The following is a 22,157-nucleotide window of genomic DNA, read 5'->3' as shown; positions in this document are numbered from 1 at the left end:
AGGGGTTTTCAGGCAATCGGCTGCCACTTCCCCCGCATATGTTGAATATCCCCAGCGCCTTTGAGTTGCAACGCCCCGCTGGAACCGGCCGCGCTGCTCATCAATATCACTTCGCTGGGCAGGCGCACCGGCTTCATGAACTCGACGTCGATTTCAATATTGGCGGCCGGCAAGTGTTCTGCCAGCGCCGCGAGGGTGCGTGCCTTGTTCCACAACCCGTGGGCGATGGCCTGGGGAAAACCGAACAGCTTGGCGGTAGGCGCACTGAGGTGGATGGGGTTGTAGTCGCCGGACACGCGGGCGTAGCGGCGGCCTATGTCAGTGGGCGCTTTCCAGTGCGTCAGTTCGGTGAGCGTCTCCGGGGACTGCAATCCGCTGTCCGCAGCTTCGCCTTCAAGCTTCACGCCCCGACATAACATTTGGCTTTCGGCTTCCCACAAGAGCCCGAGGGCATCCTCCACGACCGTCACGATGTCAAAGGTGGCCCCCTTGGGATGGGGGCTGAGATTGCGTGCGTAAACGCCGACACTCACGTCACCCACTGCGCCCAACGGCCGATGAATACGGATGCGATTGCGCAGGTGGATCAACCCCAGCAGCGGAAACGGAAACGTCTTGTCCGTCAGCAATTGCAGTTGCAGGCCGAACGCGAGGATATGCGGATAAGTCGCCGGCAGCATCGGGCTGTCAGCAAAACCGCACACCTTGCGGTACGCCGCAACGGCGCTGGGATTGATACTCATCCGGCAGCGCAACCCGCGTTCTGGCAATGTGCTGCCGGTGATCTTGCGCTTGAGCGCCGCACGCCAGTACAGCGGCAGTAGAGACGGGGTGCTGTCCAACGTTTGCCATTGCATGCTCACGCTCCCAGCAGGCTTTGCCCACACACCCGCAGCGCCTGGCCGCTGACCGCACCGGAACCCGGCTGGCTCAGCCAGGCGACGGCTTCGGCCACATCCTGGGGCAAGCCACCTTGGCCCAGGGAGCTCATGCGGCGCCCGGCCTCGCGCAGGGCGAAGGGAATATGCGCGGTCATCTGGGTTTCGATAAACCCGGGCGCGACGGCGTTGATGCTGATCCCACGCTCCTTCAACAGCGGCGCCCAGGCTTGAGCCAGGCCGATCAATCCGGCCTTGCTCGCGGCATAGTTGGTTTGCCCACGGTTGCCGGCGATGCCACTGATGGAGGCCAGCAATACCACCCGTGCATTGTCTTGCAGAGTACCGCTGTCGAGCAGGGCCTTGGTCAGCACTTGCGGAGCCCTGAGGTTGACCGCCAGCACCGCGTCCCAGTATTCCGGGGTCATGTTGGCCAGGGTTTTGTCGCGGGTGATACCGGCGTTGTGCACCAGAATGTCGAGCCCGTCGGGCAGGTGCTCGACCAGTTGGCGTGCGACATCTTCGGCGCAAATATCCAGCACCACCGTACGTGCATTCAGGCGCGCGGCCAGGGCTTCAAGGTCGGCCTTGGCCTGGGGTACATCGAGCAGAATGACGTCGGCGCCGTCGCGGGCCAGGGTTTCGGCGATGGAGGCACCGATGCCTCGAGCGGCGCCGGTCACCAACGCCTTGCGCCCGGCCAGCGGGCGCGTCCAGTCTTGCACCGGGGTATCGCAAGCCGTCAAACGAATCACCTGCCCGGAGATGTACGCGCTTTTGGGCGAGAGGAAAAACCGCAACGCGCCTTCCAACTGGTCTTCGGCACCGTCGCCCACGTACAGCAACTGCAGCACGCCACCGCTGCGCAGCTCCTTGGCCAGGGAGCGGCTGAAACCTTCCAGGGCGCGCTGGGCGCTGGCGGCGAAGGGGTCGCTGAGGCTTTCCGGCGCCCGGCCAAGGATCACCAGGTGGGCACTGTGGTCGAGGTTTTTCAGCAGCGGCTGGAAGAATTCACGCAGTTGCTTGAGCTGGTCGGTGTGCTGCAAACCGCTGGCGTCAAACACTACCGCCTTGAGCTTGGGGCCGTGCCCTGGAATCCACGCGGGCGCCGTCGAGGCTTCGGCGCCGTAACTGTAGACGGCGTCGGTGAGTCGGTTGGCAAACGCCAGCACCTGGGTTGCCAATGCGCCACCGCCCAGCAGCAGTGCGCCTTCGACCGGGCGCAGGCGTCCGGCTTGCCAGCGTTCCAGGCGTACCGGTGACGGCAGGCCAATGGCGGCGACCAGGCGATGGCCGAGGCTTGAGTTGGCGAAGTCGATATAACGGTCAGACATGGAACGCTCTCCGAAGGCTGGGGTTCAAAGGTTGACCACCCTGGGGTGGCAGTCGTTCGATTGAGCCTAGGCTAGGCTTGATGATTCCACCCACCACCACAAGGGAGCTTTCCATGACTCAATTGCGCCGTGTAGCGATCATTGGCGGTAACCGCATTCCTTTCGCCCGTTCCAATGGCCCTTACGCCACGGCGAGTAACCAGGCGATGCTGACCGCCGCATTGGAAGGCCTGATCGAGCGCTACAACCTGCACGGCCTGCGCATGGGCGAGGTGGCCGCCGGTGCGGTGCTCAAGCATTCCCGTGATTTCAACCTGACGCGTGAATGCGTGCTCGGCTCGCGCCTGTCACCGCAAACCCCTGCGTACGACATCCAGCAAGCCTGCGGCACGGGGCTTGAGGCGGCGCTGCTGGTGGCCAATAAAATTGCCCTGGGCCAGATCGAATGCGGCATTGCCGGCGGGGTGGACACCACCTCGGATGCGCCGATTGGTGTGAATGAAGGGCTACGCAAGTTGCTGCTCAAAGCCAACCGCAGTAAATCCATGGCGGACAAATTAAAAGTTCTGTTACAACTTCGTCCCCAGCACCTCAAACCGGAACTGCCGCGCAACGGCGAACCGCGCACGGGTTTGTCCATGGGGCAGCACTGCGAGCTGATGGCCCAGACCTGGCAGATCCCCCGGGCCGAGCAGGACCAACTGGCGTTGGAGAGCCATCAGAAGATTGCGGCGGCCTATGCCGAAGGCTGGCACAACGATTTGCTTACGCCCTTTCTCGGCCTCACCCGCGACAACAACCTGCGCCCCGACCTGACCCTGGAAAAACTCGCCAGCCTCAAGCCGGCCTTCGAACGCAGCGAAAAGGGCACGCTCACCGCCGGCAACTCCACACCGCTGACCGATGGCGCCTCTCTGGTGCTGTTGGGCAGTGAGGCGTGGGCCAAGGAGCGCGGCTTGCCGATCCTGGCTTACCTGCGTGATGGCGAAGCGGCGGCGGTGGATTTCGTCCACGGCGCCGAGGGCCTGCTCATGGCGCCGGTGTATGCGGTACCGCGCTTGCTGGCGCGCAACGGCCTCACCTTGCAGGACTTTGATTACTACGAAATCCACGAAGCCTTCGCCGCCCAAGTGCTGTGCACGCTCAAGGCCTGGGAAGACGCCGACTATTGCAAGACCCGCCTGGGCCTGGACGCACCGCTGGGGTCGATCGACCGCAGCCGGCTCAACGTCAAGGGCAGTTCTCTGGCGGCGGGCCACCCGTTTGCCGCCACCGGTGGGCGGATCGTCGCCAACTTGGCTAAATTGTTGGATGCGGCGGGCAAGGGCCGTGGGCTGATTTCCATTTGCGCCGCCGGTGGTCAAGGCGTGACGGCGATAATCGAACGCTGATTGCCGATAAAATTGGCCCATTGAATGCATTCTGAAGGGGTCAGAGGTCAGTAGCCTCTCCCCCCGGCGAGCCGATTGCCGTATAACGAGTGCCACACGCGTGTTTGGTAATACAGGACCCACAATAAAAGCTGATGAAGACTCCTAAACGCATTGAACCCCTGATCGAAGACGGTCTGGTCGACGAAGTGCTGCGCCCTCTGATGAGTGGTAAAGAAGCAGCTGTTTATGTGGTGCGCTGCGGCAATGAATTGCGTTGCGCCAAGGTTTACAAGGAGGCGAATAAACGAAGTTTTCGTCAGGCGTCCGAATACCAGGAAGGCCGTAAGGTCCGTAACAGCCGCCAGGCGCGAGCCATGGCCAAGGGCTCCAAGTTCGGCAAGAAAGAAACCGAAGATGCCTGGCAGAACGCTGAAGTGGCGGCGCTGTTCCGCCTGGCCGGTGCGGGCGTTCGCGTGCCCAAGCCGTACGACTTTCTTGAAGGCGTGCTGTTGATGGAACTGGTGGCCGACGAGTACGGCGATGCGGCCCCGCGTCTGAACGACGTAGTGCTGGACCCGGACCAGGCGCGCGAATACCACGCCTTCCTGATCTCCCAGATCGTGCTGATGCTGTGCACCGGCCTGGTGCACGGTGACCTGTCCGAGTTCAACGTGCTGCTCACGCCTACGGGCCCGGTGATCATCGACCTGCCCCAGGCGGTGGATGCGGCGGGCAACAACCACGCCTTCAACATGCTGGAGCGCGACGTCGGCAACATGGCTTCCTACTTCGGGCGTTTTGCCCCGGAGTTGAAGAAGACCAAGTACGCCAAGGAAATGTGGGCGCTGTATGAAGCCGGCACCTTGCACCCGGCCAGTGTGTTGACCGGTGAGTTCGACGAACCGGAAGAACTGGCGGACGTGGGCGGTGTGATCCGCGAAATCGAAGCGGCGCGGCTGGATGAAGAGCGTCGCCAGGCGATTCGCGCAGCGGATGATGCGCCACCGAGCAAAGTACCGGACGAGCCACCGCCGCCGCCTTGGATGCAGTGATCTGATCGTTCCCACGCTTTGCGTGGGAATGCCGCTTTCGACGCTCCGCGTCACGCTTTGGGACGCAGAGCGTCCAGGGATGCATTCCCACGCGGAGCGTGGGAACGATCATGCGTGCTGTCTGTCAGGCGCAGCAGTTACCTGCCGCCAACTCCTTGAGTATCGGGCAATCGGGCCGATGATCGCCCTGGCAGTGCTCCATCAGGTCCTGCAAGGTATCGCGCAGTTGCCCCAACTCGCGAATCTTGTGATTGAGCTCGTCGATGTGCTGACGCGCCAAGGCTTTTACGTCAGCGCTCGCCCGTTGGCGGTCCTCCCACAGGGTCAGCAACTTGCCGACCTCTTCCAGTGAAAACCCCAGGTCCCGCGAGCGCTTGATGAACGTCAGGGTGTGCAGGTCATCGTGGCCGTACACCCGGTAGCCGCTGTCGGTGCGGTGGGCGGTTTTCAGCAGGCCGATGGATTCGTAGTAGCGAATCATCTTCGCGCTTAGCCCGCTGGTGCGGGCGGCTTGGCCGATGTTCATGGGCGTTGATCCTCCAAGTCCTTGGGTTTCCAGGTTTTCAACAACAGCGCATTACTCACCACGCTGACACTGGACAAGGCCATGGCGGCGCCAGCCAGTACCGGGTTGAGCAGGCCGAAGGCGGCCAGGGGAATGCCGATCAAGTTATACACAAAGGCCCAGAACAGATTCTGTCGAATTTTTGCGTAGGTCTTGCGGCTGATCTCCAGGGCGGCCGGCACCAGGCGCGGGTCGCCACGCATCAGGGTAATACCGGCGGCGTGCATGGCCACGTCGGTGCCGCCGCCCATGGCGATGCCGATATCGGCAGCGGCCAGGGCGGGCGCATCGTTGATGCCGTCGCCGACCATGGCCACCACGCCGGTTTTTTTCAGCTCGGCCACGGCAGCGGCTTTGTAGGCGGGCAGTACCTCGGCATGCACATCGTCGATCCCCAAGGCTTCGGCCACTACCCGCGCACTGCCGTGGTTGTCGCCAGTGATCAGGTGGCTGCTGATGTGCTGCGCCTTGAGTTGTTGCACGGCTTGCAACGCGCCGGGCTTGAGCGTGTCGCCAAAGGCAAACAGCCCTAGCACGCGGGGTTGCGCGCCTTGTTCGATCAGCCAGGACAAGGTGCGGCCTTCGGCCTCCCATTCCTTGGCACGCGGGCCTAAATCGCCTGCGTCCAGCCCGGTTTCTTCCAGCAAGCGGCGATTGCCCAGGGCCAGTGGCCGACCGTCGAGCGTACCGGCAATGCCGCGCCCGGTGAGGGATTGGCTGGCGCTCACATCGGCCACGTCCAAGCCTCTTTCGCGGCAAGCATCCAGCACGGCCTTGGCCAGTGGGTGCTCACTGCCGCGTTGCAGGGCGCCGGCCTGTTGCAACAACAGGGCTTCGTCACCATCCACGGCCGCCAAATGCGCAATGTTGGGTGCGCCGGAGGTGAGGGTGCCGGTCTTGTCGAACACCACGGCGCTCACGGCGTTAGCGCGCTCCAAGGCTTCGGCGTCCTTGATCAGAATGCCGTGGCGTGCGGCGACGCCGGTGCCGGCCATGATCGCGGTCGGCGTGGCCAGGCCCAAGGCACAAGGGCAGGCAATCACCAGCACGGCCACCGCATTGATGATGGCGGTTTCCAGGGAGGCGCCGTACAGCCACCAGCCCACTACGGTGATCAGCGCCAATACCAGCACGGCCGGCACGAACACCTGGCTGACTTTATCCACCAGTTTCTGAATCGGCGCCTTGGCGGCCTGGGCGTCTTCGACCAGGCGGATGATGCGCGCCAGCACGCTTTCCGCGCCCAGGGCCAGGGTGCGCACCAGCAAACGGCCTTCACCATTGATGGCGCCACCGGTGACCGCGTCGCCGGGTTGTTTGGGCACCGGCAGGCTTTCGCCGCTGATCAGCGCTTCATCGGCATGGCTCTGGCCTTCCACCACCTCACCGTCCACCGGGAAGCGTTCGCCGGGTTTGACCAGCACCAGGTCACCGTGCTTCAACGCGCTGATGGCGACGTCTTCTTCGCGGCCGTCCTGCACGCGGATCGCCCGTTCCGGACGCAAGGCTTCAAGGGCGCGGATGGCGCTGGCGGTCTGGCGCTTGGCGCGGCTTTCCAGGTATTTGCCCAGCAGCACCAGGGCGATCACCACCGCAGAGGCTTCGAAGTACAGGTGCGGCGTCACGCCTGGGGCGGCGGTGAGCCATTCATAGATACTCAGGCCGTAGCCGGCACTGGTGCCGATCGCCACCAGCAGGTCCATATTGCCGGCACCTGCGCGCACGGCTTTCCACGCGGCGACATAGAAGCGCGCACCCAAGATGAATTGCACCGGCGTGGCCAGGGCAAACTGTATCCAGGCGGGGAGCATCCAGTGCAAGCCGAAGGGTTCTACCAGCATTGGCAGCACCAAAGGCAACGCCAGCAGAATGCCCGCCATCAGCGACCAGCGCTCGCGACGCAGGCGCCGGGCTTGATCGGCATCGGTGGCGGTTTCGCTTTGGGGCAGGGTAGCGGTGTAGCCGGCCTTGTCGACGGCGGCGATCAACACGCTGGGGTCCATCTGGCCCTGCACTTCGATGTGCGCGCGTTCATTGGCCAGGTTGACGCTGACACGTTGCACGCCCGGCACCTTGCCCAGCGCGCGTTCGACCCGCCCGGCACAGCTGGCACAGGTCATGCCGCCGATGGGCAGGTCAAAGGTGGTGGATCCATTCATTGGGGCAGTCCTCCAAGAGAAGTTGCCACTAGGATCAACCTTAACCTGTGGGGAAGGTCAAGCCCCTTCAGTATTCCAATGCCGCAGCTTTGAGGTACATGCCGTCCGGGCCAAGGGCAATGCGTAATTTGCGTACATCACCGGCTTTCAAGCTGATGTTCTGCGCACGTGGCGCGAGTAGGCCCGGCAAACAGCCTGCAGCTTGGCCCGGCAAAAGCTTCAGGCGCAGCGATGTATCGCCGGCGGGAAGATTGAATGAAGTGGCCTGTTCCTGGAACAGACGCCCGGCGAGTTGGTCCTGGATATACAGGCCGATCTCGCAGTAGGTCGGCACTTCCAGACGTTCGCGGGAAATAATCAGCACCGCATAATCTTCAGCAGCGAGGGCCTGGGGCGCAGCGGCAGGCAAGCTCATCAGGCCGGCAAGGGCAAAAAACAACCAGCGCATGGCGAATGCTCCGTGGTTCACAGCTAGGAAGGTTGAAGCTTGGCCGACGTCGCCGCCGAATACCAGCCCGGCAGAAATATTGAGAACTTGACCTTGCCATCATGGCAAGCTCGACACTGGGCTCAACCTCATCAAAGGAGTCATGTCATGCAAATATTCAGCGTTGAAGGAATGACCTGTGGCCATTGCGTTAAAGCGGTGACCCAGGCGGTACAGAGCCAGGATCCGGCGGCGAGTGTGGAAGTCGATTTGAAGGCCAAAGAAGTGCGGGTGGCAAGCGGTCTGTCCTCGGACCAAGTGATCGGTCTGATCACCGAGGAAGGCTACAGCGCCAAGCTGGCGTGATTTTTCTGATCGTTAGCCACCTAACGTAATGTTCATGGCACCCAAGCGCGGCTAGACTGTTGAGCTGCCGACTCACTTGGGTGTCTGATGAACCTTCGCATAATCCTGATTCTGGGCGCCTTGAGCGCCTTCGCGCCGTTGGCGATCGATTTTTACCTGCCGGGCTTTCCGGCAATGGCTACAGCTTTTGCCACTGACGAAAAACATATCCAACTGACCCTGGCTGTGTATTTCGCTGGCCTGGCCATTGGTCAACTCATCTACGGGCCGCTGGCCGACCGTTTTGGCCGGCGTGTGCCGCTGCTCAGCGGTGTCACCCTGTTTACCCTCGCCTCTTTCGCTTGTGCGTATGCGCCGTCCCTGGAATGGCTGATTGGTGCACGCTTCGTGCAGGCCCTTGGCGGGTGCGCGGGCATGGTGATTTCCCGGGCGGTGGTCAGCGACAAATGCGATGCCGTGGGGTCGGCCAAGGTGTATTCGCAACTGATGCTGGTGACCGGCCTGGCCCCGATCCTGGCGCCATTGGCCGGTGGCCTGATGGTCGGCGTGTGGGGCTGGCAGTCGATTTTCCTGGCGTTGTCGTTGTTCAGCGTGATGGCAGCCATCGCCGTGGCGGTCGGGTTGCCGGAAACCTTCCCGGCCGATCAGCCGCGCCAGCTGTTGTCGGGCTCGTTGCGCCGCTACGGCTCGCTACTGTCAGACCGGGTGTATCTGGGCTATGCCTTGACCGGCGGTATCTCGATTGCCGGGATGTTTGCCTACATCGCCGGTTCCCCCTTCGTGTTTATCAAGCTCTACGGCGTGCCTGCCGAGCATTACGGCTGGTTGTTCGGCTCCAACGCCGCGGGCTTTATCCTGGTGGCGCAACTGAACGCAAGATTGCTCGCCAAGCGCGGCCCGGCGTTTTTGCTGTCGCGCACCGTGTGGGTGTACGTGGCGGCGGCGTTGACGCTGTTGGCAATTGCCGCGTTGCGCACCGAGGCGCTATGGCCGTTGTTGGTGCCGCTGTTTATCTGCATCGCCAGCCTGGGCTGCATTTTGCCGAACACTTCGGCCTGTGCCATGAGCGGGCAGGGCGCTCGGGCCGGCAGCGCGTCGGCGTTGCTCGGTTGCATCCAGTTCGGTGTGGCGGCAGGCGCGGCGTCGTTGGTTGGCGTGTTGCACGACGGCACGGCGATGCCGATGGCCATGGTCATCAGCCTCTGCGGTGTGCTGGCGGTGACCATTGCCATGGCGACCCAGCGCCTGCAACGGGCAAGGGCCGTACAGGCGCAGGTCTGAAGTTCGGCTCAGCCAGCGGAACGTTGCTGGTTGAGAGGGAAGCGATGGGGCGCCTGGATCCGGGCTTGTAGCGTGTCGGCAAAAGCGCGGGCCTCGGCCTCACTGCGAAAGTTGATGGCCTCGCCGTCGAGACGAACTTGCCATTGGCTGCCGGGAGATTTTGCTAACGCTTTTATCAGGATTTTCATTGCTGACTTCCTCACGTAAAAGAATCGTGGCAAAGGCGGCCAATATAAACCTGAACGGGCGCATAGATATGACAAGGATCAACTCTCGGACTAATGGTGTCGTCCATTACCTACGTAGATAACGGACGACACTGACAGCCGTTTTTTCAGAACCCTTCCAGCACGATCTTGCCCTTGGCCTTGCCGCTTTCCAGCAGGGCGTGGGCGCGGCGCAGGTTCGCCGCATTGATCACACCGAAGTGCTCGCCTACCGTGGTTTTCAGGGTGCCGGCGTCGATCAGCTCGGCCACGCGGTTGAGCAGGTTGTGCTGCTCGATCATGTCTGGGGTCTCGAACATCGAACGGGTGTACATGAACTCCCAATGCAGCGACAGGCTCTTGCGCTTGAGCTTGCTCACATCCAGGGCCTTGGGATCGTCGATCAACGCCAGCTTGCCTTGGGGTTGCAGCGCTTCGACCAGTTGGTCCAGGTGATGCTCGGTCTGGGTCAGGCTGGCAACGTGGGTGACTTGCCCGTGACCGACCTGCTTTAACGCTTCGCTCAGTGGCTGGCTGTGGTCGATCACCACGTGTGCGCCCAGGGCCTTGGCCCATGCCTGGGTTTCGGGGCGCGAGGCGGTGCCGATGACCTTCAGCGCCGTGAGCTGGTTAGCCAGTTGAGTCAGGATCGACCCCACGCCACCGGCAGCGCCGACGATCAGCAGGCTCTGGCCTTGATCGTCTTTGCCTTCAGGCACCTGTAAACGTTCGAACAACAGCTCCCACGCGGTGATGGCGGTCAGCGGCAGTGCGGCTGCTTCGGCAAACCCCAGGCTCTTGGGCATATGGCCGACGATGCGTTCATCCACGGTGTGCAGTTCGCTGTTGCCGCCTGGGCGTACCAGGGAACCGGCGTAGTAGACCTTGTCGCCGGCCTTGAACAACGTCACCTCACTACCGACCGCCTTGACCACCCCGGCCACGTCCCAGCCCAGCACTTTGGCGGCACCATTTTCCGGGGCGACGTTCTGGCGCACTTTGGTGTCCACTGGGTTGACCGAGATGGCTTTGACTTCTACCAACAGGTCACGGGGGCCGGCCACGGGGGCTGGTAGTTCGATGTCTTGCAGGGATTCTGGATCGTCGATCGGCAGTGAGGTGTAGTAGGCGATGGCTTTCATGATGACTCCAAGTGAATACGGTCAAGGTAGGCGCGAGCTTGCTCGCGAAAAGCGTTAACGATGACGCGGTGTTTCTGGTTTAACGCGTCGGTCTGTAGGTTTTCGCGAGCAAGCTCGCTCCTACAAAAAAAGGCGGGATCAGGCGAGGAATTTCAGGCGCTTGAGTTCGAAGTGCTCGATCACATCGGCGGCCTGGGCGCGAAAGCTCTGGATATGCGCGCTCTGGTCGTGGTCGGCCAGCGCCGCGTCATCGCTCCAGCGCTCAAGCATGTAGAAAGTCTCGGGGTGTTGCAGGTCCTGGTGCAGGTCGTACTGCTCGCAACCGGCTTCCAGGCGGGTCGGTTCCAGCAGGCCGCGCAGTAACGTTTCCAGGGTGGCGTGCTGGCCGGGTTTGGCGATCAGCGTGGCGATGACATTAAAAGCGGTGGACATAGTCGACTCCTGGCACGGGCTAACGGGGTGGGCAGATGATTGGCTATTTCCCACGCCGATAAAAGCGGCTAAAACAGCAGGCTGTTTCAACCAAATATTGATAATGAGCGGGAATGCATGCTGCGTTTTGATGATTTGCAGTTGTTTGTGCGCGCCGCAGACTTGGGTAGCCTGTCGGCTGCGGCGCGGGTCATGGACTTGTCGCCGGCGGTGGCCAGCGCCGCGCTCAAGCGTATCGAACAGCAACTGGGCACGCGCTTGCTGGCGCGCTCAACCCGCAGCCTGCGCCTGACGGCCGAAGGCGAGGGCTTCCTGGAGTACGCGCGGGCGTCACTGAGCGCGCTGGATGAAGGGCGGCGCCTATTGGCCAGTGGCCAGGATCACGTCAGCGGTTTGTTGCAATTGTCGGCACCTTCGGATTTCGGCCGCAACCAGCTGCTGCCGTGGCTGGACGCCTTCCAGCAGGAGCACCCGCAACTGAACGTGCGCCTGTTGCTCGGTGATCGCATCGCCGACCTGTTCCGCCAGCCCGTGGACATTGCCCTGCGCTACGGCGAACCCGAAGACTCCAGCCTGATTGCACTGCCCATCGCCCCGGACAATATTCGCGTACTCTGCGCCGCGCCCAGTTACCTCGCCCGGCATGGCGAGCCGCGCCATCTGGAGCAACTGGCCCAGCACAATTGCCTGCTGTACATGCTCGGCAGCCGCGTCCACGACCATTGGGGTTTTTACGATGGCAAGCGCCATGTGAGCCTGACGGTCAGCGGCGATCGCTTCAGCGATGACGCCGATGTGGTGCGCCGCTGGGCGGTGGCGGGCATGGGCATTGCCTACAAGTCGTGGCTGGATGTGAGCACCGATGTACTGGCCGGGCGCTTGCGTTTGATCCTGCCGGAACTGCAGGGCGAGCGCACACCGCTCAACTTGCTGTGCGCCCACCGTGCGCAATTGAGTAAACCCATCAATCTGCTGCGGGACATGCTCGTGTCCCGTTGTGCGACATTGACCGCGCAGCGACCGCGGTGAATGGGTTCTCGGCAATAGCCTGCGCCACGCTCGGAAGTTTCACTCATATCCTGTCCTGATCTGCACTGTCAGACGCCGCGGAACCTATTGCCTGCGCACCTATACTTGGGCGTCAACCGCAGCAGAAAAAATGGTTTAACAGGGAGTGAATACATGGGAGCAGCACCTTGCATCAGTCAGATCGCCAGCTTGCTCGCCGAGCCTAAACGCACGGCCATGCTCTGGGCCTTGATGGACGGTTCGGCGAAGTCTTCAGAAGAACTGGCGGCTCTGGCCGAGTTGTCGCCGGCGTCAGCCAATGCCCATTTGGCGCGGCTGACCGGCAGCGGCCTGTTGCGGATCGAGGCGCGGCGGGGCCAGCGCCTGTTTCGGGTAGCGGCCGCCGATGTCAGTGCCGCCATCGATGCGTTGGCCAGCACCACCATGGCCAGCGCGGCCCGCAGCACCCCGGATGTGTTGCCGCCGGCACTGCGGGCACCGCCGTTGCTGCGCCGCGCCCGGTGGTGCCACGGCCACCTCGGCGGCGAGCTGGCGGCGCAGTTGTATCAACGGATGCTGGAGGCCGGATGGATCGAGCGCCATGAACCGCGTACCGAAGTGACGCCCAAGGGTGTGCAGGCGTTGGCGGAACTGGGCATTTTCACCCAAGCACTGGCAACGCCGCTGGCCTGCGACTGTTTCGACTGGAGCCAGCAACAACCCCACCTGGGCGGTGCGTTGGGGGCGGGCTTGATGCAGCTGTTTCTGCAGGCGAACTGGATCAGCGTGATCAACGAATCTCGGGCTTTGTCTGTCACTGATGTGGGATTTGAGCACATAGCCCGCATCGCCAAACTGTAGGCGCGAGCTTGCTCGCGAAAAACGTGAGTGCGCCGCGTTTTATCCAGAAGCCCCGCGTTAACGTTGACGATCTTCGCGAGCGAGCTCGCTCCTACAGGTGCTGGCGTCGTTCTCAGGTGTTGTCAGGTCGCATCCAGCAATAGTCGGCGTAAATGATGCCGCACACTCGCAAGGGGGATTTTTCATACGAGGGGTGCGGCATGGGTAGGCAGGGTTATAGCGCGGCGGAACGCCTGGAACGGTTGCCCATCAGCGGTTACCACCGAATCATTTTCATCATCATCGCCCTGGCGTTTTTTTTCGACTCCATGGACCTGGCGATGATGACCTTCCTGTTGGGCTCGATCAAAACCGAGTTTGGCCTGAGCACGGCCCAGGCCGGGTTGCTGGCCAGTTCGAGTTTTTTCGGCATGGTGGTGGGCGCTTCGCTGTCCGGGATGCTTGCTGATCGCTTCGGGCGCAAGCCGGTGTTCCAGTGGAGCATCGTACTTTGGGGCCTGGCGAGCTACTTGTGTTCCACGGCGCAGACGGTGGAGACGCTGACGTTGTTTCGGATCTTGCTGGGCATTGGCATGGGCATGGAGTTTCCTATTGCCCAGTCGATGCTGTCGGAGCTGATCCCCGCTAAAAGACGCGGGCGTTACATCGCCTTGATGGATGGTTTCTGGCCATTGGGTTTTGTGGCGGCGGGCGTGTTGTCTTACTTCTTGTTGCCGGTGATTGGTTGGCGCGACATCTTCCTGGTGTTGGCGATACCGGCGGTGTTTGTGTTGGCTATCCGTTTCTTTATCCCGGAGTCGCCGCGTTGGCTGGAACAGGCGGGGCGCCATGAGGCGGCGGACAAGGTGTTGCTGGGCATCGAGCAGAAAGTGCGCGATTCCCTGGGCCGCGCCGACTTGCCGGAGCCGATTGCCCTGCCACGGATCGAGAGTGCACCGGGGACGTTTTTCTCCGCGTTCCAGCAGTTGTGGTCGGCGCAGTACCGCCAACGCACGATGATGATCTGGAGTGTGTGGTTCTTTGCCCTGCTCGGGTTCTACGGGTTGACGTCGTGGTTGAGTGCGTTGTTGCAGCAATCGGGTTTTGCCGTGACCCAGTCGGTGTATTACACGGTGATCATTTCCCTGGGCGGGATCCCAGGCTTTCTGATGGCCGCGTGGTTGGTCGAGCGCTGGGGGCGCAAGCCCGTGTGCGTAGTCACCTTATTGGGCGGCGGGGTGATGGCGTTTCTGTATGGGCAGAGCGCAGTGTTTGGCGGCAACGTGGGCCTGCTGATCACCTCGGGGTTGTTGATGCAGTTCTTCCTGTTTGGCATGTGGGCGGTGCTGTACACCTACACGCCGGAGTTGTATCCCACCTCGGCACGTGCGACCGGCTCGGGGTTTGCGTCGGCGATTGGGCGGGTTGGCTCGTTGCTCGGGCCGTTGGTGACCGGGCTGGTGTTCCCGATAACCGGGCAGGGCGGGGTATTTGCCTTGGGCGCGCTGTGCTTTGCGGTGGCGGCGCTGGTGGTGTGGGTGTTTGGGATGGAGACCAAGGGCAAGACCCTGGAAGAACTCACCCAGGCTTGAAGCTGATGGGGTCAATGTGGGAGCCGGGCTTGCCCGCGATAGCGGTAGGTCAGGCAGTAAGAGGCTGGCTGATGCACCGCTATCGCAGGCAAGCCAGCTCCCACAGGTTGAGTCCAGGTCTATTCAGTTACGGCTTCACGAGCCGCGCATCCAGGCTGTTCTGCGCCAGGCGTTTGGCCTGGTCCTGGGTCATGCCCAGGCTTGTGTACAGCGCATGGAAGTTCTCGGTGACATAGCCGCCGAAGTACGCCGGGTCATCCGAGTTGACGGTGACCTTCACGCCACGCTCGAGCATGTCGAGGATGTTGTGCTGGGCCATGTCGTCGAACACGCAGAGCTTGGTGTTGGACAGCGGGCACACGGTCAACGGGATCTGCTCGTCGATGATGCGCTGCATCAGGCGCTCGTCTTCGATGGCGCGCACGCCATGGTCGATGCGCTGGATCTTCAGCAGGTCGATGGCTTCCCAGATGTACTCGGGCGGCCCTTCTTCACCGGCGTGGGCCACGGTCAAAAAGCCTTCGTGACGGGCACGGTCGAACACGCGCTGGAACTTGCTCGGTGGGTGGCCCATTTCCGAGCTGTCCAGGCCCACGGCCACGAACGCGTCACGGAACGGCAGCGCCTGGTCGAGGGTTTTCTGCGCTTCGTCTTCGCTCAGGTGGCGCAGGAAGCTGAGGATCAAACCGCTGGAGATGCCCAGTTGCTGCTCGCCGTCTTTGAGTGCGGCGGCGATGCCGTTGAGCACCACTTCGAACGGCACGCCACGGTCGGTGTGGGTTTGCGGATCGAAGAAGGGTTCGGTGTGAATCACGTTCTGGGCTTTGCAGCGCAGCAGGTAGGCCCAGGTCAGGTCGTAGAAGTCCTGGGACGTGCGCAGCACATCGGCGCCCTTGTAATACAGGTCGAGAAACTCTTGCAGGTTGTTGAAGGCGTAGGCCTTGCGCAGGGTTTCGACGTCGTTCCATGGCAGCGCAATCTTGTTGCGCTCGGCCAGGGCGAACAGCAGCTCAGGCTCCAGCGAGCCTTCCAGGTGCAGGTGCAATTCAGCCTTGGGCAGGGCGTTGAGCCAATCGTACATTTTTAAAATCTCATCAGGTGCAATGGCGGCATTCTACAGGCCATGGCTGAAATAATCGGCAAAACCTGACCAGCAGGAGAGTATTTCTGTCACTCATGCAAGGGTGACCTGAACTAAGGTGTAACGAAACGTTAGCGGCTCGGCGCAGTCTGTACCCCATCAATGACTGATTCGCTGTACGAAAAGGCCCGGAATGCTCACATCCCTCAAGCAAGAAAAATTCATGCTGCTGGCGCTGATTGCCGCCATCGCCGCCTACCCGCTGGAACACTGGATGCTCCACAGCGGCCAACTGGTTGCGCTGCTGGCCGGCTTTGCGCTGATCGCATTTATCGTGATGGCGTCGATGCGCGTGGCTCATCACGCCGAGCAGTTGGCGGAAAAAGTCGGCGACCCCTACGGCACCATGATCCTGACCCTCGCCGCAGTATTGGTGGAAGTGGTGATCCTGGCGATCATGATGAGCAACGAGCCATCACCGACCCTGGTGCGCGACACCATTTACTCGGCGGTGATGCTGGATATCAACGGTATCCTCGGCCTGGCTGCGCTGATGGGCGGCATCAAGCATGGCGAACAGTCCTACAACGATGACTCGGCGCGCACCTACAGTGTGATGATCCTTACCGCCATGGGGGTGTCGATGGTGGTGCCGGAATTTATCCCCGAAGCCGACTGGAAAATTTACTCGGCCTTCACTATTGGCGCGATGGTGGTGCTTTACACCTTGTTCCTGCGCATGCAGGTGGGGCCGCACAGTTATTTCTTCAGCTACAGCTACCCGGAAAAACGCCGCAAGAAACAGCCCGAAGACGAGCACGCGCCGTCTGTCAGCCTGACGTTTTCCATTGCGACCCTGGTGTTTGGGGTGATCGTGATTGGCGCACTGGCCGAGGTGATGTCCAAGACCCTCGATCTGGGCCTGGAAGGCACAGGCGCACCGCCGGTGATTACCGCGATTGTGGTGGCGGCAATCTCGGCTGCGCCGGAAATCCTCACGGCACTGCGCGCCGCGTTGGCCAACCGCATGCAGTCGGTGGTCAACATTGCGCTGGGGGCTTCGTTGTCCACGGTGATTCTGACGGTGCCGGTGATGGAAGCCATGGCGCTGTATACCGGGCAGCCGTTCCAGATGGCGATGACGCCGGTGCAAACGGTGATGGTGTTTATCACGCTGATCGTCAGCGCGATCAACCTCAACGATGGTGAAACCAATGCGATTGAAGGGATGACGCATTTTGTGTTGTTTGCGACTTTTATCATGTTGTCGCTGTTGGGGTTGTAACCGATTTGAAAGGTGTCGCAGACCCAATGTGGGAGCGAGCAAGCCCGCTCCCACATTTTGATGGGTGCCTGGCTTAGGTGCCGGCGATCAACTGGCGCGCTGCCTGGCTGTGATCGGCGATCAAGCCCTTGAGGTCAAGGCCTTCGACTTGGCCGTCGATCACCCGCCATTGACCCGCGATCATCACCCGGTCTGCCCGGTCCGCACCGCACAGCAGCAGTGCGGAAATGGGGTCGTGGCTACCGGAGAAGCGCAGTTCATCGAGCTTGAACAGTGCCAGGTCCGCCTGTTTGCCGACGGCCAACTCGCCAATGTCCGTGCGCCCCAGCAACTGCGCCGAGCCCTTGGTGGCCCAACCCAATACGCCTTCGGGGGTGATCTTTTCCGCGCCATAACGCAGGCGCTGGATGTACAGGGCCTGACGCGCTTCAAGGATCATGTTCGAGGCATCGTTGGATGCCGAGCCGTCCACGCCCAAGCCGATGGGGGCGCCGGCGGCAAGCAGATCCAAGGTGGGGCAGATGCCGGAGGCCAGGCGCATATTCGAGCTTGGGCAATGGCAGATGCCGGTGCCGGCGGCGCCCAGGCGCTCGATTTCGTCCGGGTTGAAGTGAATGCCATGGGCCAGCCAGGTGCGTGGGCCGAGCCAGCCGACGCTGTCGAGGTAATCCACGGTACGCAGCCCGAAGCGTTGCAGGCAGAAATCTTCCTCATCGAGGGTTTCCGCCAAGTGGGTGTGCAGGCGCACGTCCAACTGGTTGGCCAGCTCGGCGCTGGCCTGCATGATTTCGGGGGTGACCGAAAACGGCGAGCACGGCGCCAGGGCGATCTGGATCTGCGCGCCGTCACCCCGCTGGTGATATTCGCGGATCAGGCGCTGGCTGTCGTCGAGGATCACCTGGCCTTGCTGCACGGTTTGCTGCGGCGGCAGGCCGCCATCGGCTTCGCCCAGGCTCATGGAACCGCGGGTGAGCATGGCGCGCATGCCCAGTTCGCGCACGGTCTCGACCTGCACATCAATGGCGTTTTCCAGGCCATCGGGGAACAGGTAGTGGTGATCGGCCGCCGTGGTGCAGCCCGAGAGCAGCAACTCGGCCAGGGCGACTTTGCTGGCCAGCGCGAGTTTTTCCGGGGTGAGCCGCGCCCATACCGGGTACAGGGTTTTCAGCCAGGGAAACAGCGGCTGGTTGACCACCGGGCCCCAGGCGCGGGTCAGGGTTTGATAGAAGTGGTGGTGGGTATTGATCAGCCCAGGCAGCACCACATGCTCGCGGGCATCGAACACCTGGGCGCAGGGTTGTGCAGGCGCTTGCCCTTGGGCCAGCACTTCGGTGATGACACCGTCTTGCAGCACAAGGCCGCCACGGGCATCGAGGCCATTGGCAGTGAAAATCGCGAGGGGGTTTTTTAACCAGATACGGGTCGCAGGCATTGGCCGGCTCCTCTGAATGATGGGTTCAGGTTTGCCAGCTCAGTGTTGCCCTGTCTGCTGATCCAGGGTCGCCGGGGAGGGCGAGGTGGGCAGTTTACGCGTGGATCGTTATCGACGGCAATTGGTCGATAACGACCCTTTGCCACTTACCAGGCGATGGTGTCGCCTTTGTAGTCGACGAAGTGATGGCCGCCTTTGCCGGTGTAGGCATTTACCTGGTCCACCAGGCCGCGCACGCTGGTCTCGACGTCGATGTGTGCGTTTTCGCCGCCCATGTCGGTCTTCACCCAACCTGGATGCAGCGACAGCACCGTCGGTTTGGGCTCGCCCAGTTGCGTGATAAAGCTGTTGGTCATCGAATTGAGGGCGGCCTTGCTGGCTTTGTACAGCGCCAGGTCCGAGCCGTCGGGAATGGTCACGCTGCCCAGTACCGAACTCATGAAGGCCAGCACGCCGGTGTCTTTGCGGATCTGCCCGACAAAACGCTGGGCCAGGTTGATCGGCGCCACGGCGTTGGTGAAAAACAGTTGGCCGACTTCCGCTAGGGTCGCGTGGCCGGGCTCCTGGTTGGCCGGGCCCTTGACGCCGGCGTTGACGAACAGCAGGTCAAAGGTGCGGTCTTTCAGGCGTTGGGCCAGGGCGATCACGGCTTGCTGATCGTCCATATCCAACTTCTCGATCTGCACCGGCCCCACGGCTTTCAGGGCATCGGCCTTGTTCGGATCGCGCACGGTGGCGGTCACGTCCCAGCCGTCCTGGAGCAGTTGCTTGACCAGGCCAAGGCCCAGCCCGCGCGAGGCGCCGATGATCAGTGCGGTTTTTGGCGTAGACATGAAAGGCTTCCTTTGAAATCGCGGTTCAGGGAGTTCAGCGCATAACAGTAGCAGTTTCAGCGTTCGAGCAGGATGCGCCCACGGCTCAGGTCGGCGAGCTGGGTTTGCAGGGTGTCGATGTGTGCCTCTCCCAGTGCGAGCTGCAGCTCAACGCCGTTGGCGGTGAAGGTTTCTTCCACCACAAGCCCGCCGAGTTCAGCGACACGCAGCTTCACCAGGTTCAGTTCGGAGAAGCCACAGGCGCAACTCAGGGGGACGCGGCTGATCAGCTCGATGCGCTCGGCATTCTGCAGGCATTTATTGGCCCCGCCGCCATAGGCGCGGGCCAATCCACCCGTGCCCAGTTGAATGCCGCCGTACCAGCGGATTACCAAGACGGCCACCTGATCAAAGCCCTGGGCCTCGATGGCCGCAAGGATCGGGCGCCCGGCGGTGCCGCCGGGTTCGCCGTCATCGCTGCTGCGGTATTGATCGCCCAGCTTCCAGGCCCAGCAGTTGTGCGTGGCGTTGAGGTCGCTGTGCTGCTCGAAAAACGCCTGGGCGTCCTGCGGGCTGGTAATCGGCGCCGCCAAGGTGATAAAGCGGCTTTTGCGTATTTCTTCACGAAACTCGCAAAAGCCGGTGAGCGTAAAAGACATAAATCGCTTCGTTTATAGGGCTGGCTTGATGCCGCAGCCTTTGAGAATGATATGGATCAGGTTGGTGCCAGCATCTTCCATGTCCTGCTTGGTCAGCTTGGTGCGCCCGGTAACACGGCAGATCTGGGTGGCGAAGTCGGCGTAGTGCTGAGTGCTGCCCCACAGCAGGAAAATCAGGTGCACGGGGTCGACGGGGTCCATTTTGCCGGCGTCGATCCAGGCCTGGAACACCGCGGCCCGGCCACTGAACCAGGCCCGATAGTCCTGGCCGAAATATTCAGTGAGGCATTCGCCACCGCTGATGATCTCCATGGCGAAGATTCGCGAGGCTTGGGGCTGGCGGCGCGAGAATTCCATCTTGGTGCGGATGTAGCGAGCTAGCGCCACGGCCGGGTCATCTTCGGCGGTCAGCGCGTTGAAGGTGCTGTCCCACAGTTCGAGGATATTGCTCAGCACTGCGACATACAGGCCCAGCTTGTTGGTGAAATAGTAGTGCAAGTTGGCCTTGGGCAGCCCGGCACTGGCAGCGATGGTGTTCATGCTGGTGCCTTTGTAGCCATGGCGCGCGAATTCATCTTCAGCAGCCTGGAGAATCGCTTGTTCGTTCTTTTGCCGAATGCGGCTGGCGGGTTTACCGACGTGGTTGCTGTGGGCAGGAACTTCGAGGCTCATGGAGGTTTCCGTGCTGATCGATAGAGACGACGTGTGCACAGATAACCCACCCTCAAGCCTCAGACAAGTCCTGATGCAATAAAACCGTCAAAGCGGTTCCAGGCTGTCGCGTTCCGGGTTGTGGTTTGCGGCGGCGGTACTTGCCTTGGCCTCCGGCAGTAACAGGCACAACACAATGGCGGTGATGCCGCCGCTGGTGATGGCGGAGTCGAACAGGTTCTGCACCAGAGTCGGCATCAGGTGCAGCAGGTTGGGTTGCGCGGCAATACCCAGGCCAACGCCGAACGAGGTGGCGATGATCAGCATGCTGCGTCGGTCCAGCGGCGCCTGGGCGAGGATGCGCACGCCAGCCGCGGCCACGCTGCCGAACATCACCAGGGTGGCACCGCCCAATACCGGCTTGGGGATTTGCTGCAGCACAGCGCCAATCAGCGGAAACAGGCCCAGACAGAACAGCAACACGCCGATGTATAAACCGACGTAACGGCTGGCCACGCCGGTGAGTTGGATCACGCCATTGTTCTGCGCAAACGTGGTGTTGGGGAAGGCGCTGAAGGTGGCGGCGATCATGCAGCTCACCCCATCGCCGAGCACGCCGCCCTTGAGCCGGCTTATATAAGAAGGGCCGCTGATGGGCTGGCGGGCAATCATGCAATTGGCGGTGAGGTCGCCGACAGTTTCGATGCTGCTGATCAGATAAATCAGCGCAATCGGCAGGAAGGCGCTCCAGTCGAAGTTGAAACCAAAGCGGAATGGCGTAGGCAGGCTGACCAGTGGCAGGTCAGGTAAAGCTTGGGGAACAAGTTTGCCGCTGAACCACGCCGCCAGGCTGCCTAGGGCCAGGCCGATGATGATGGCCGACAAACGTACCCAGGGCGTATTCGAGCGGTTGAGCAGGATGATCGTCAAAACCACCAACAGGCCCAGCGCCAGGTTGGCGGGGGCGCCGAAGTCCGGTGCATTGAAGCCGCCGCCCAGGTCGGTGATCCCCACTTTGATCAGGCTGATGCCGATCAGCGTAATCACAATCCCGGTTACCAGTGGTGTGATCACGCGGCGCAGTTGGCCGATAAAGCGGCTCAATACAATCTGCACCGCCGCACCGAAGAAGCACACGCCGAAAATCATCGCCAGAATGTCTTCCGGGCTGCCACCGCGTTGTTTCACCAGAAAGCCTGCCGACAAGACTGCGCCGAGAAACGCAAAGCTGGTGCCTTGCAGGCAGATCATGCCGGCACCGATGCCAAACGGCCTGCGTGCCTGGATGAAGGTGCCTACACCGGAAACCATCAACGCCATGCTGATCAGGTAGGGCAAGTGAGCGGTGAGGCCGAGGGTGGAGCCAATGATCAGCGGCGGCGTGATGATGCCGACGAACGCCGCCAATACATGTTGCAAGGCCGCGAGTAGAGCAGGCAGTGGTTTCGGGCGGTCATTGAGGCCGTAGATCAGGTCGCTGGGGCTGGAGGATTCTGGGGGCATGGCGGGTTAACTCAAGGCGAACGGTTCAAGGTCCTTGAGCTCTTGCAAAAAGCTGTCCAGGTGCTCAGCTTTTTGTGTA

Annotated in this window: 22 protein-coding genes; 8 read left to right on the top strand and 14 right to left on the bottom strand. The window is 61.8% G+C overall.

The genetic code is table 11. From position 1 onward, the window contains the following. Positions 1–8: 8 nt before the first annotated feature. Together CRN80_RS05115 and CRN80_RS05110 are read right to left on the bottom strand one after the other, a co-directional pair. Positions 9–857: a MaoC/PaaZ C-terminal domain-containing protein gene (locus CRN80_RS05115; protein ID WP_098949668.1), complete on the bottom strand. Its 849-nt coding sequence runs from the start codon at positions 855–857 to the stop codon at positions 9–11. Between the two features lie 2 nt (positions 858–859). Next, positions 860–2,212 carry a 3-oxoacyl-ACP reductase gene (locus CRN80_RS05110; protein WP_098949667.1) on the bottom strand — a complete coding sequence of 451 codons (1,353 nt, stop codon included), beginning with the start codon at positions 2,210–2,212 and terminating at the stop codon, positions 860–862. 113 nt (positions 2,213–2,325) lie between these two features. On the opposite strand from CRN80_RS05110, the gene CRN80_RS05105 reads away from it, so the two are divergent. Next, positions 2,326–3,603 carry an acetyl-CoA C-acetyltransferase gene (locus CRN80_RS05105; RefSeq protein ID WP_098949666.1) on the top strand — a complete coding sequence of 426 codons (1,278 nt, stop codon included), beginning with the start codon at positions 2,326–2,328 and terminating at the stop codon, positions 3,601–3,603. 134 nt (positions 3,604–3,737) lie between these two features. Further along, a complete protein-coding gene (locus CRN80_RS05100) occupies positions 3,738–4,637 on the top strand; it encodes a PA4780 family RIO1-like protein kinase (protein ID WP_003188241.1) in 900 nt (299 codons plus the stop codon). A 124-nt stretch (positions 4,638–4,761) separates the two neighbouring features. On the opposite strand, the gene cueR is transcribed toward CRN80_RS05100, so the two are convergent. The 3 genes from cueR to CRN80_RS05085 all read right to left on the bottom strand — a co-directional run bounded on the left by cueR (position 4,762) and on the right by CRN80_RS05085 (position 7,809). Next, the gene (cueR, locus tag CRN80_RS05095) at positions 4,762–5,163 is read right to left on the bottom strand and encodes a Cu(I)-responsive transcriptional regulator (RefSeq protein WP_003188242.1); all 402 of its coding nucleotides are present in this window, start codon (positions 5,161–5,163) and stop codon (positions 4,762–4,764) included. Beyond that, a complete protein-coding gene (locus tag CRN80_RS05090) occupies positions 5,160–7,361 on the bottom strand; it encodes a cation-translocating P-type ATPase (RefSeq protein WP_098949665.1) in 2,202 nt (733 codons plus the stop codon). Before CRN80_RS05090 ends, cueR begins: the two co-directional genes overlap by 4 nt. Before the next feature lie 67 nt (positions 7,362–7,428). Beyond that, complete coding sequence (locus tag CRN80_RS05085) at positions 7,429–7,809, bottom strand: hypothetical protein (RefSeq protein ID WP_098949664.1); 381 nt, start codon at positions 7,807–7,809, stop codon at positions 7,429–7,431. A 147-nt stretch (positions 7,810–7,956) separates the two neighbouring features. Between CRN80_RS05085 and CRN80_RS05080 the strand changes: the two genes are divergently transcribed. After that, positions 7,957–8,154 carry a heavy-metal-associated domain-containing protein gene (locus CRN80_RS05080; protein WP_032893730.1) on the top strand — a complete coding sequence of 66 codons (198 nt, stop codon included), beginning with the start codon at positions 7,957–7,959 and terminating at the stop codon, positions 8,152–8,154. Positions 8,155–8,241: 87 nt separating this feature from the next. Continuing rightward, positions 8,242–9,435: a multidrug effflux MFS transporter gene (locus CRN80_RS05075; protein ID WP_098949663.1), complete on the top strand. Its 1,194-nt coding sequence runs from the start codon at positions 8,242–8,244 to the stop codon at positions 9,433–9,435. An 8-nt stretch (positions 9,436–9,443) separates the two neighbouring features. Here CRN80_RS05075 and CRN80_RS05070 read toward each other — a convergent pair whose 3' ends face one another. The 3 genes from CRN80_RS05070 to CRN80_RS05060 form a co-directional block, all read right to left on the bottom strand. Continuing rightward, positions 9,444–9,623 carry a hypothetical protein gene (locus CRN80_RS05070; protein WP_003188250.1) on the bottom strand — a complete coding sequence of 60 codons (180 nt, stop codon included), beginning with the start codon at positions 9,621–9,623 and terminating at the stop codon, positions 9,444–9,446. Between the two features lie 146 nt (positions 9,624–9,769). After that, the gene (locus CRN80_RS05065) at positions 9,770–10,783 is read right to left on the bottom strand and encodes a zinc-binding alcohol dehydrogenase family protein (protein ID WP_098949662.1); all 1,014 of its coding nucleotides are present in this window, start codon (positions 10,781–10,783) and stop codon (positions 9,770–9,772) included. A 138-nt stretch (positions 10,784–10,921) separates the two neighbouring features. Continuing rightward, positions 10,922–11,215 carry a putative quinol monooxygenase gene (locus tag CRN80_RS05060; RefSeq protein WP_032893727.1) on the bottom strand — a complete coding sequence of 98 codons (294 nt, stop codon included), beginning with the start codon at positions 11,213–11,215 and terminating at the stop codon, positions 10,922–10,924. A 117-nt stretch (positions 11,216–11,332) separates the two neighbouring features. On the opposite strand from CRN80_RS05060, the gene CRN80_RS05055 reads away from it, so the two are divergent. From CRN80_RS05055 to CRN80_RS05045, 3 genes are all read left to right on the top strand, one after another. Then, positions 11,333–12,244 carry a LysR family transcriptional regulator gene (locus tag CRN80_RS05055; protein WP_098949661.1) on the top strand — a complete coding sequence of 304 codons (912 nt, stop codon included), beginning with the start codon at positions 11,333–11,335 and terminating at the stop codon, positions 12,242–12,244. A gap of 153 nt (positions 12,245–12,397) precedes the next feature. Then, positions 12,398–13,084 (top strand): helix-turn-helix transcriptional regulator, encoded by a 687-nt coding sequence (locus CRN80_RS05050; protein WP_098949660.1) that lies wholly within the window; start codon positions 12,398–12,400, stop codon positions 13,082–13,084. 200 nt (positions 13,085–13,284) lie between these two features. After that, positions 13,285–14,655 (top strand): MFS transporter, encoded by a 1,371-nt coding sequence (locus CRN80_RS05045; protein WP_069558032.1) that lies wholly within the window; start codon positions 13,285–13,287, stop codon positions 14,653–14,655. A 127-nt stretch (positions 14,656–14,782) separates the two neighbouring features. On the opposite strand, the gene CRN80_RS05040 is transcribed toward CRN80_RS05045, so the two are convergent. Continuing rightward, positions 14,783–15,736, bottom strand: coding sequence for an adenosine deaminase (locus tag CRN80_RS05040; protein ID WP_098949659.1), 954 nt, complete (start codon positions 15,734–15,736; stop codon positions 14,783–14,785). 193 nt (positions 15,737–15,929) lie between these two features. On the opposite strand from CRN80_RS05040, the gene CRN80_RS05035 reads away from it, so the two are divergent. Continuing rightward, on the top strand, positions 15,930–17,021 hold the full coding sequence (locus tag CRN80_RS05035; RefSeq protein WP_003188263.1) for a calcium:proton antiporter: 1,092 nt from the start codon (positions 15,930–15,932) through the stop codon (positions 17,019–17,021). A 73-nt stretch (positions 17,022–17,094) separates the two neighbouring features. Here CRN80_RS05035 and CRN80_RS05030 read toward each other — a convergent pair whose 3' ends face one another. From CRN80_RS05030 to CRN80_RS05010, 5 genes are all read right to left on the bottom strand, one after another. Beyond that, positions 17,095–18,453, bottom strand: a complete 1,359-nt coding sequence (locus tag CRN80_RS05030; protein WP_032893722.1) for an 8-oxoguanine deaminase — start codon at positions 18,451–18,453, stop codon at positions 17,095–17,097. A gap of 146 nt (positions 18,454–18,599) precedes the next feature. Then, positions 18,600–19,286: an SDR family oxidoreductase gene (locus CRN80_RS05025; RefSeq protein WP_003188266.1), complete on the bottom strand. Its 687-nt coding sequence runs from the start codon at positions 19,284–19,286 to the stop codon at positions 18,600–18,602. Between the two features lie 56 nt (positions 19,287–19,342). After that, positions 19,343–19,924 carry a YigZ family protein gene (locus tag CRN80_RS05020; RefSeq protein ID WP_044275476.1) on the bottom strand — a complete coding sequence of 194 codons (582 nt, stop codon included), beginning with the start codon at positions 19,922–19,924 and terminating at the stop codon, positions 19,343–19,345. A 12-nt stretch (positions 19,925–19,936) separates the two neighbouring features. Further along, positions 19,937–20,596: a TetR/AcrR family transcriptional regulator gene (locus tag CRN80_RS05015; RefSeq protein WP_098949658.1), complete on the bottom strand. Its 660-nt coding sequence runs from the start codon at positions 20,594–20,596 to the stop codon at positions 19,937–19,939. An 87-nt stretch (positions 20,597–20,683) separates the two neighbouring features. Further along, on the bottom strand, positions 20,684–22,078 hold the full coding sequence (locus CRN80_RS05010; RefSeq protein ID WP_098949657.1) for a uracil-xanthine permease family protein: 1,395 nt from the start codon (positions 22,076–22,078) through the stop codon (positions 20,684–20,686). Between the last annotated feature and the right edge of the window lie 79 nt (positions 22,079–22,157).

The organism is Pseudomonas sp. FDAARGOS_380 (assembly GCF_002591235.1).
GTDB lineage: Bacteria > Pseudomonadota > Gammaproteobacteria > Pseudomonadales > Pseudomonadaceae > Aquipseudomonas > Aquipseudomonas salmasensis.
Note: the sequence above shows the minus strand (reverse complement) of the source record. Positions and strands in the feature narration are given on the sequence as shown.

What these genes read in the sequence shown, in the direction of transcription:
- CRN80_RS05115 (WP_098949668.1), bottom strand. Translation starts at nt 857, where the DNA reads ATGCAATGGCAAACGTTGGACAGCACCCCGTCTCTACTGCCGCTGTAC.
- CRN80_RS05110 (WP_098949667.1), bottom strand. Translation starts at nt 2,212, where the DNA reads ATGTCTGACCGTTATATCGACTTCGCCAACTCAAGCCTCGGCCATCGC.
- CRN80_RS05105 (WP_098949666.1), top strand. Translation starts at nt 2,326, where the DNA reads ATGACTCAATTGCGCCGTGTAGCGATCATTGGCGGTAACCGCATTCCT.
- CRN80_RS05100 (WP_003188241.1), top strand. Translation starts at nt 3,738, where the DNA reads ATGAAGACTCCTAAACGCATTGAACCCCTGATCGAAGACGGTCTGGTC.
- cueR (WP_003188242.1), bottom strand. Translation starts at nt 5,163, where the DNA reads ATGAACATCGGCCAAGCCGCCCGCACCAGCGGGCTAAGCGCGAAGATG.
- CRN80_RS05090 (WP_098949665.1), bottom strand. Translation starts at nt 7,361, where the DNA reads ATGAATGGATCCACCACCTTTGACCTGCCCATCGGCGGCATGACCTGT.
- CRN80_RS05085 (WP_098949664.1), bottom strand. Translation starts at nt 7,809, where the DNA reads ATGCGCTGGTTGTTTTTTGCCCTTGCCGGCCTGATGAGCTTGCCTGCC.
- CRN80_RS05080 (WP_032893730.1), top strand. Translation starts at nt 7,957, where the DNA reads ATGCAAATATTCAGCGTTGAAGGAATGACCTGTGGCCATTGCGTTAAA.
- CRN80_RS05075 (WP_098949663.1), top strand. Translation starts at nt 8,242, where the DNA reads ATGAACCTTCGCATAATCCTGATTCTGGGCGCCTTGAGCGCCTTCGCG.
- CRN80_RS05070 (WP_003188250.1), bottom strand. Translation starts at nt 9,623, where the DNA reads ATGAAAATCCTGATAAAAGCGTTAGCAAAATCTCCCGGCAGCCAATGG.
- CRN80_RS05065 (WP_098949662.1), bottom strand. Translation starts at nt 10,783, where the DNA reads ATGAAAGCCATCGCCTACTACACCTCACTGCCGATCGACGATCCAGAA.
- CRN80_RS05060 (WP_032893727.1), bottom strand. Translation starts at nt 11,215, where the DNA reads ATGTCCACCGCTTTTAATGTCATCGCCACGCTGATCGCCAAACCCGGC.
- CRN80_RS05055 (WP_098949661.1), top strand. Translation starts at nt 11,333, where the DNA reads ATGCTGCGTTTTGATGATTTGCAGTTGTTTGTGCGCGCCGCAGACTTG.
- CRN80_RS05050 (WP_098949660.1), top strand. Translation starts at nt 12,398, where the DNA reads ATGGGAGCAGCACCTTGCATCAGTCAGATCGCCAGCTTGCTCGCCGAG.
- CRN80_RS05045 (WP_069558032.1), top strand. Translation starts at nt 13,285, where the DNA reads ATGGGTAGGCAGGGTTATAGCGCGGCGGAACGCCTGGAACGGTTGCCC.
- CRN80_RS05040 (WP_098949659.1), bottom strand. Translation starts at nt 15,736, where the DNA reads ATGTACGATTGGCTCAACGCCCTGCCCAAGGCTGAATTGCACCTGCAC.
- CRN80_RS05035 (WP_003188263.1), top strand. Translation starts at nt 15,930, where the DNA reads ATGCTCACATCCCTCAAGCAAGAAAAATTCATGCTGCTGGCGCTGATT.
- CRN80_RS05030 (WP_032893722.1), bottom strand. Translation starts at nt 18,453, where the DNA reads ATGCCTGCGACCCGTATCTGGTTAAAAAACCCCCTCGCGATTTTCACT.
- CRN80_RS05025 (WP_003188266.1), bottom strand. Translation starts at nt 19,286, where the DNA reads ATGTCTACGCCAAAAACCGCACTGATCATCGGCGCCTCGCGCGGGCTG.
- CRN80_RS05020 (WP_044275476.1), bottom strand. Translation starts at nt 19,924, where the DNA reads ATGTCTTTTACGCTCACCGGCTTTTGCGAGTTTCGTGAAGAAATACGC.
- CRN80_RS05015 (WP_098949658.1), bottom strand. Translation starts at nt 20,596, where the DNA reads ATGAGCCTCGAAGTTCCTGCCCACAGCAACCACGTCGGTAAACCCGCC.
- CRN80_RS05010 (WP_098949657.1), bottom strand. Translation starts at nt 22,078, where the DNA reads ATGCCCCCAGAATCCTCCAGCCCCAGCGACCTGATCTACGGCCTCAAT.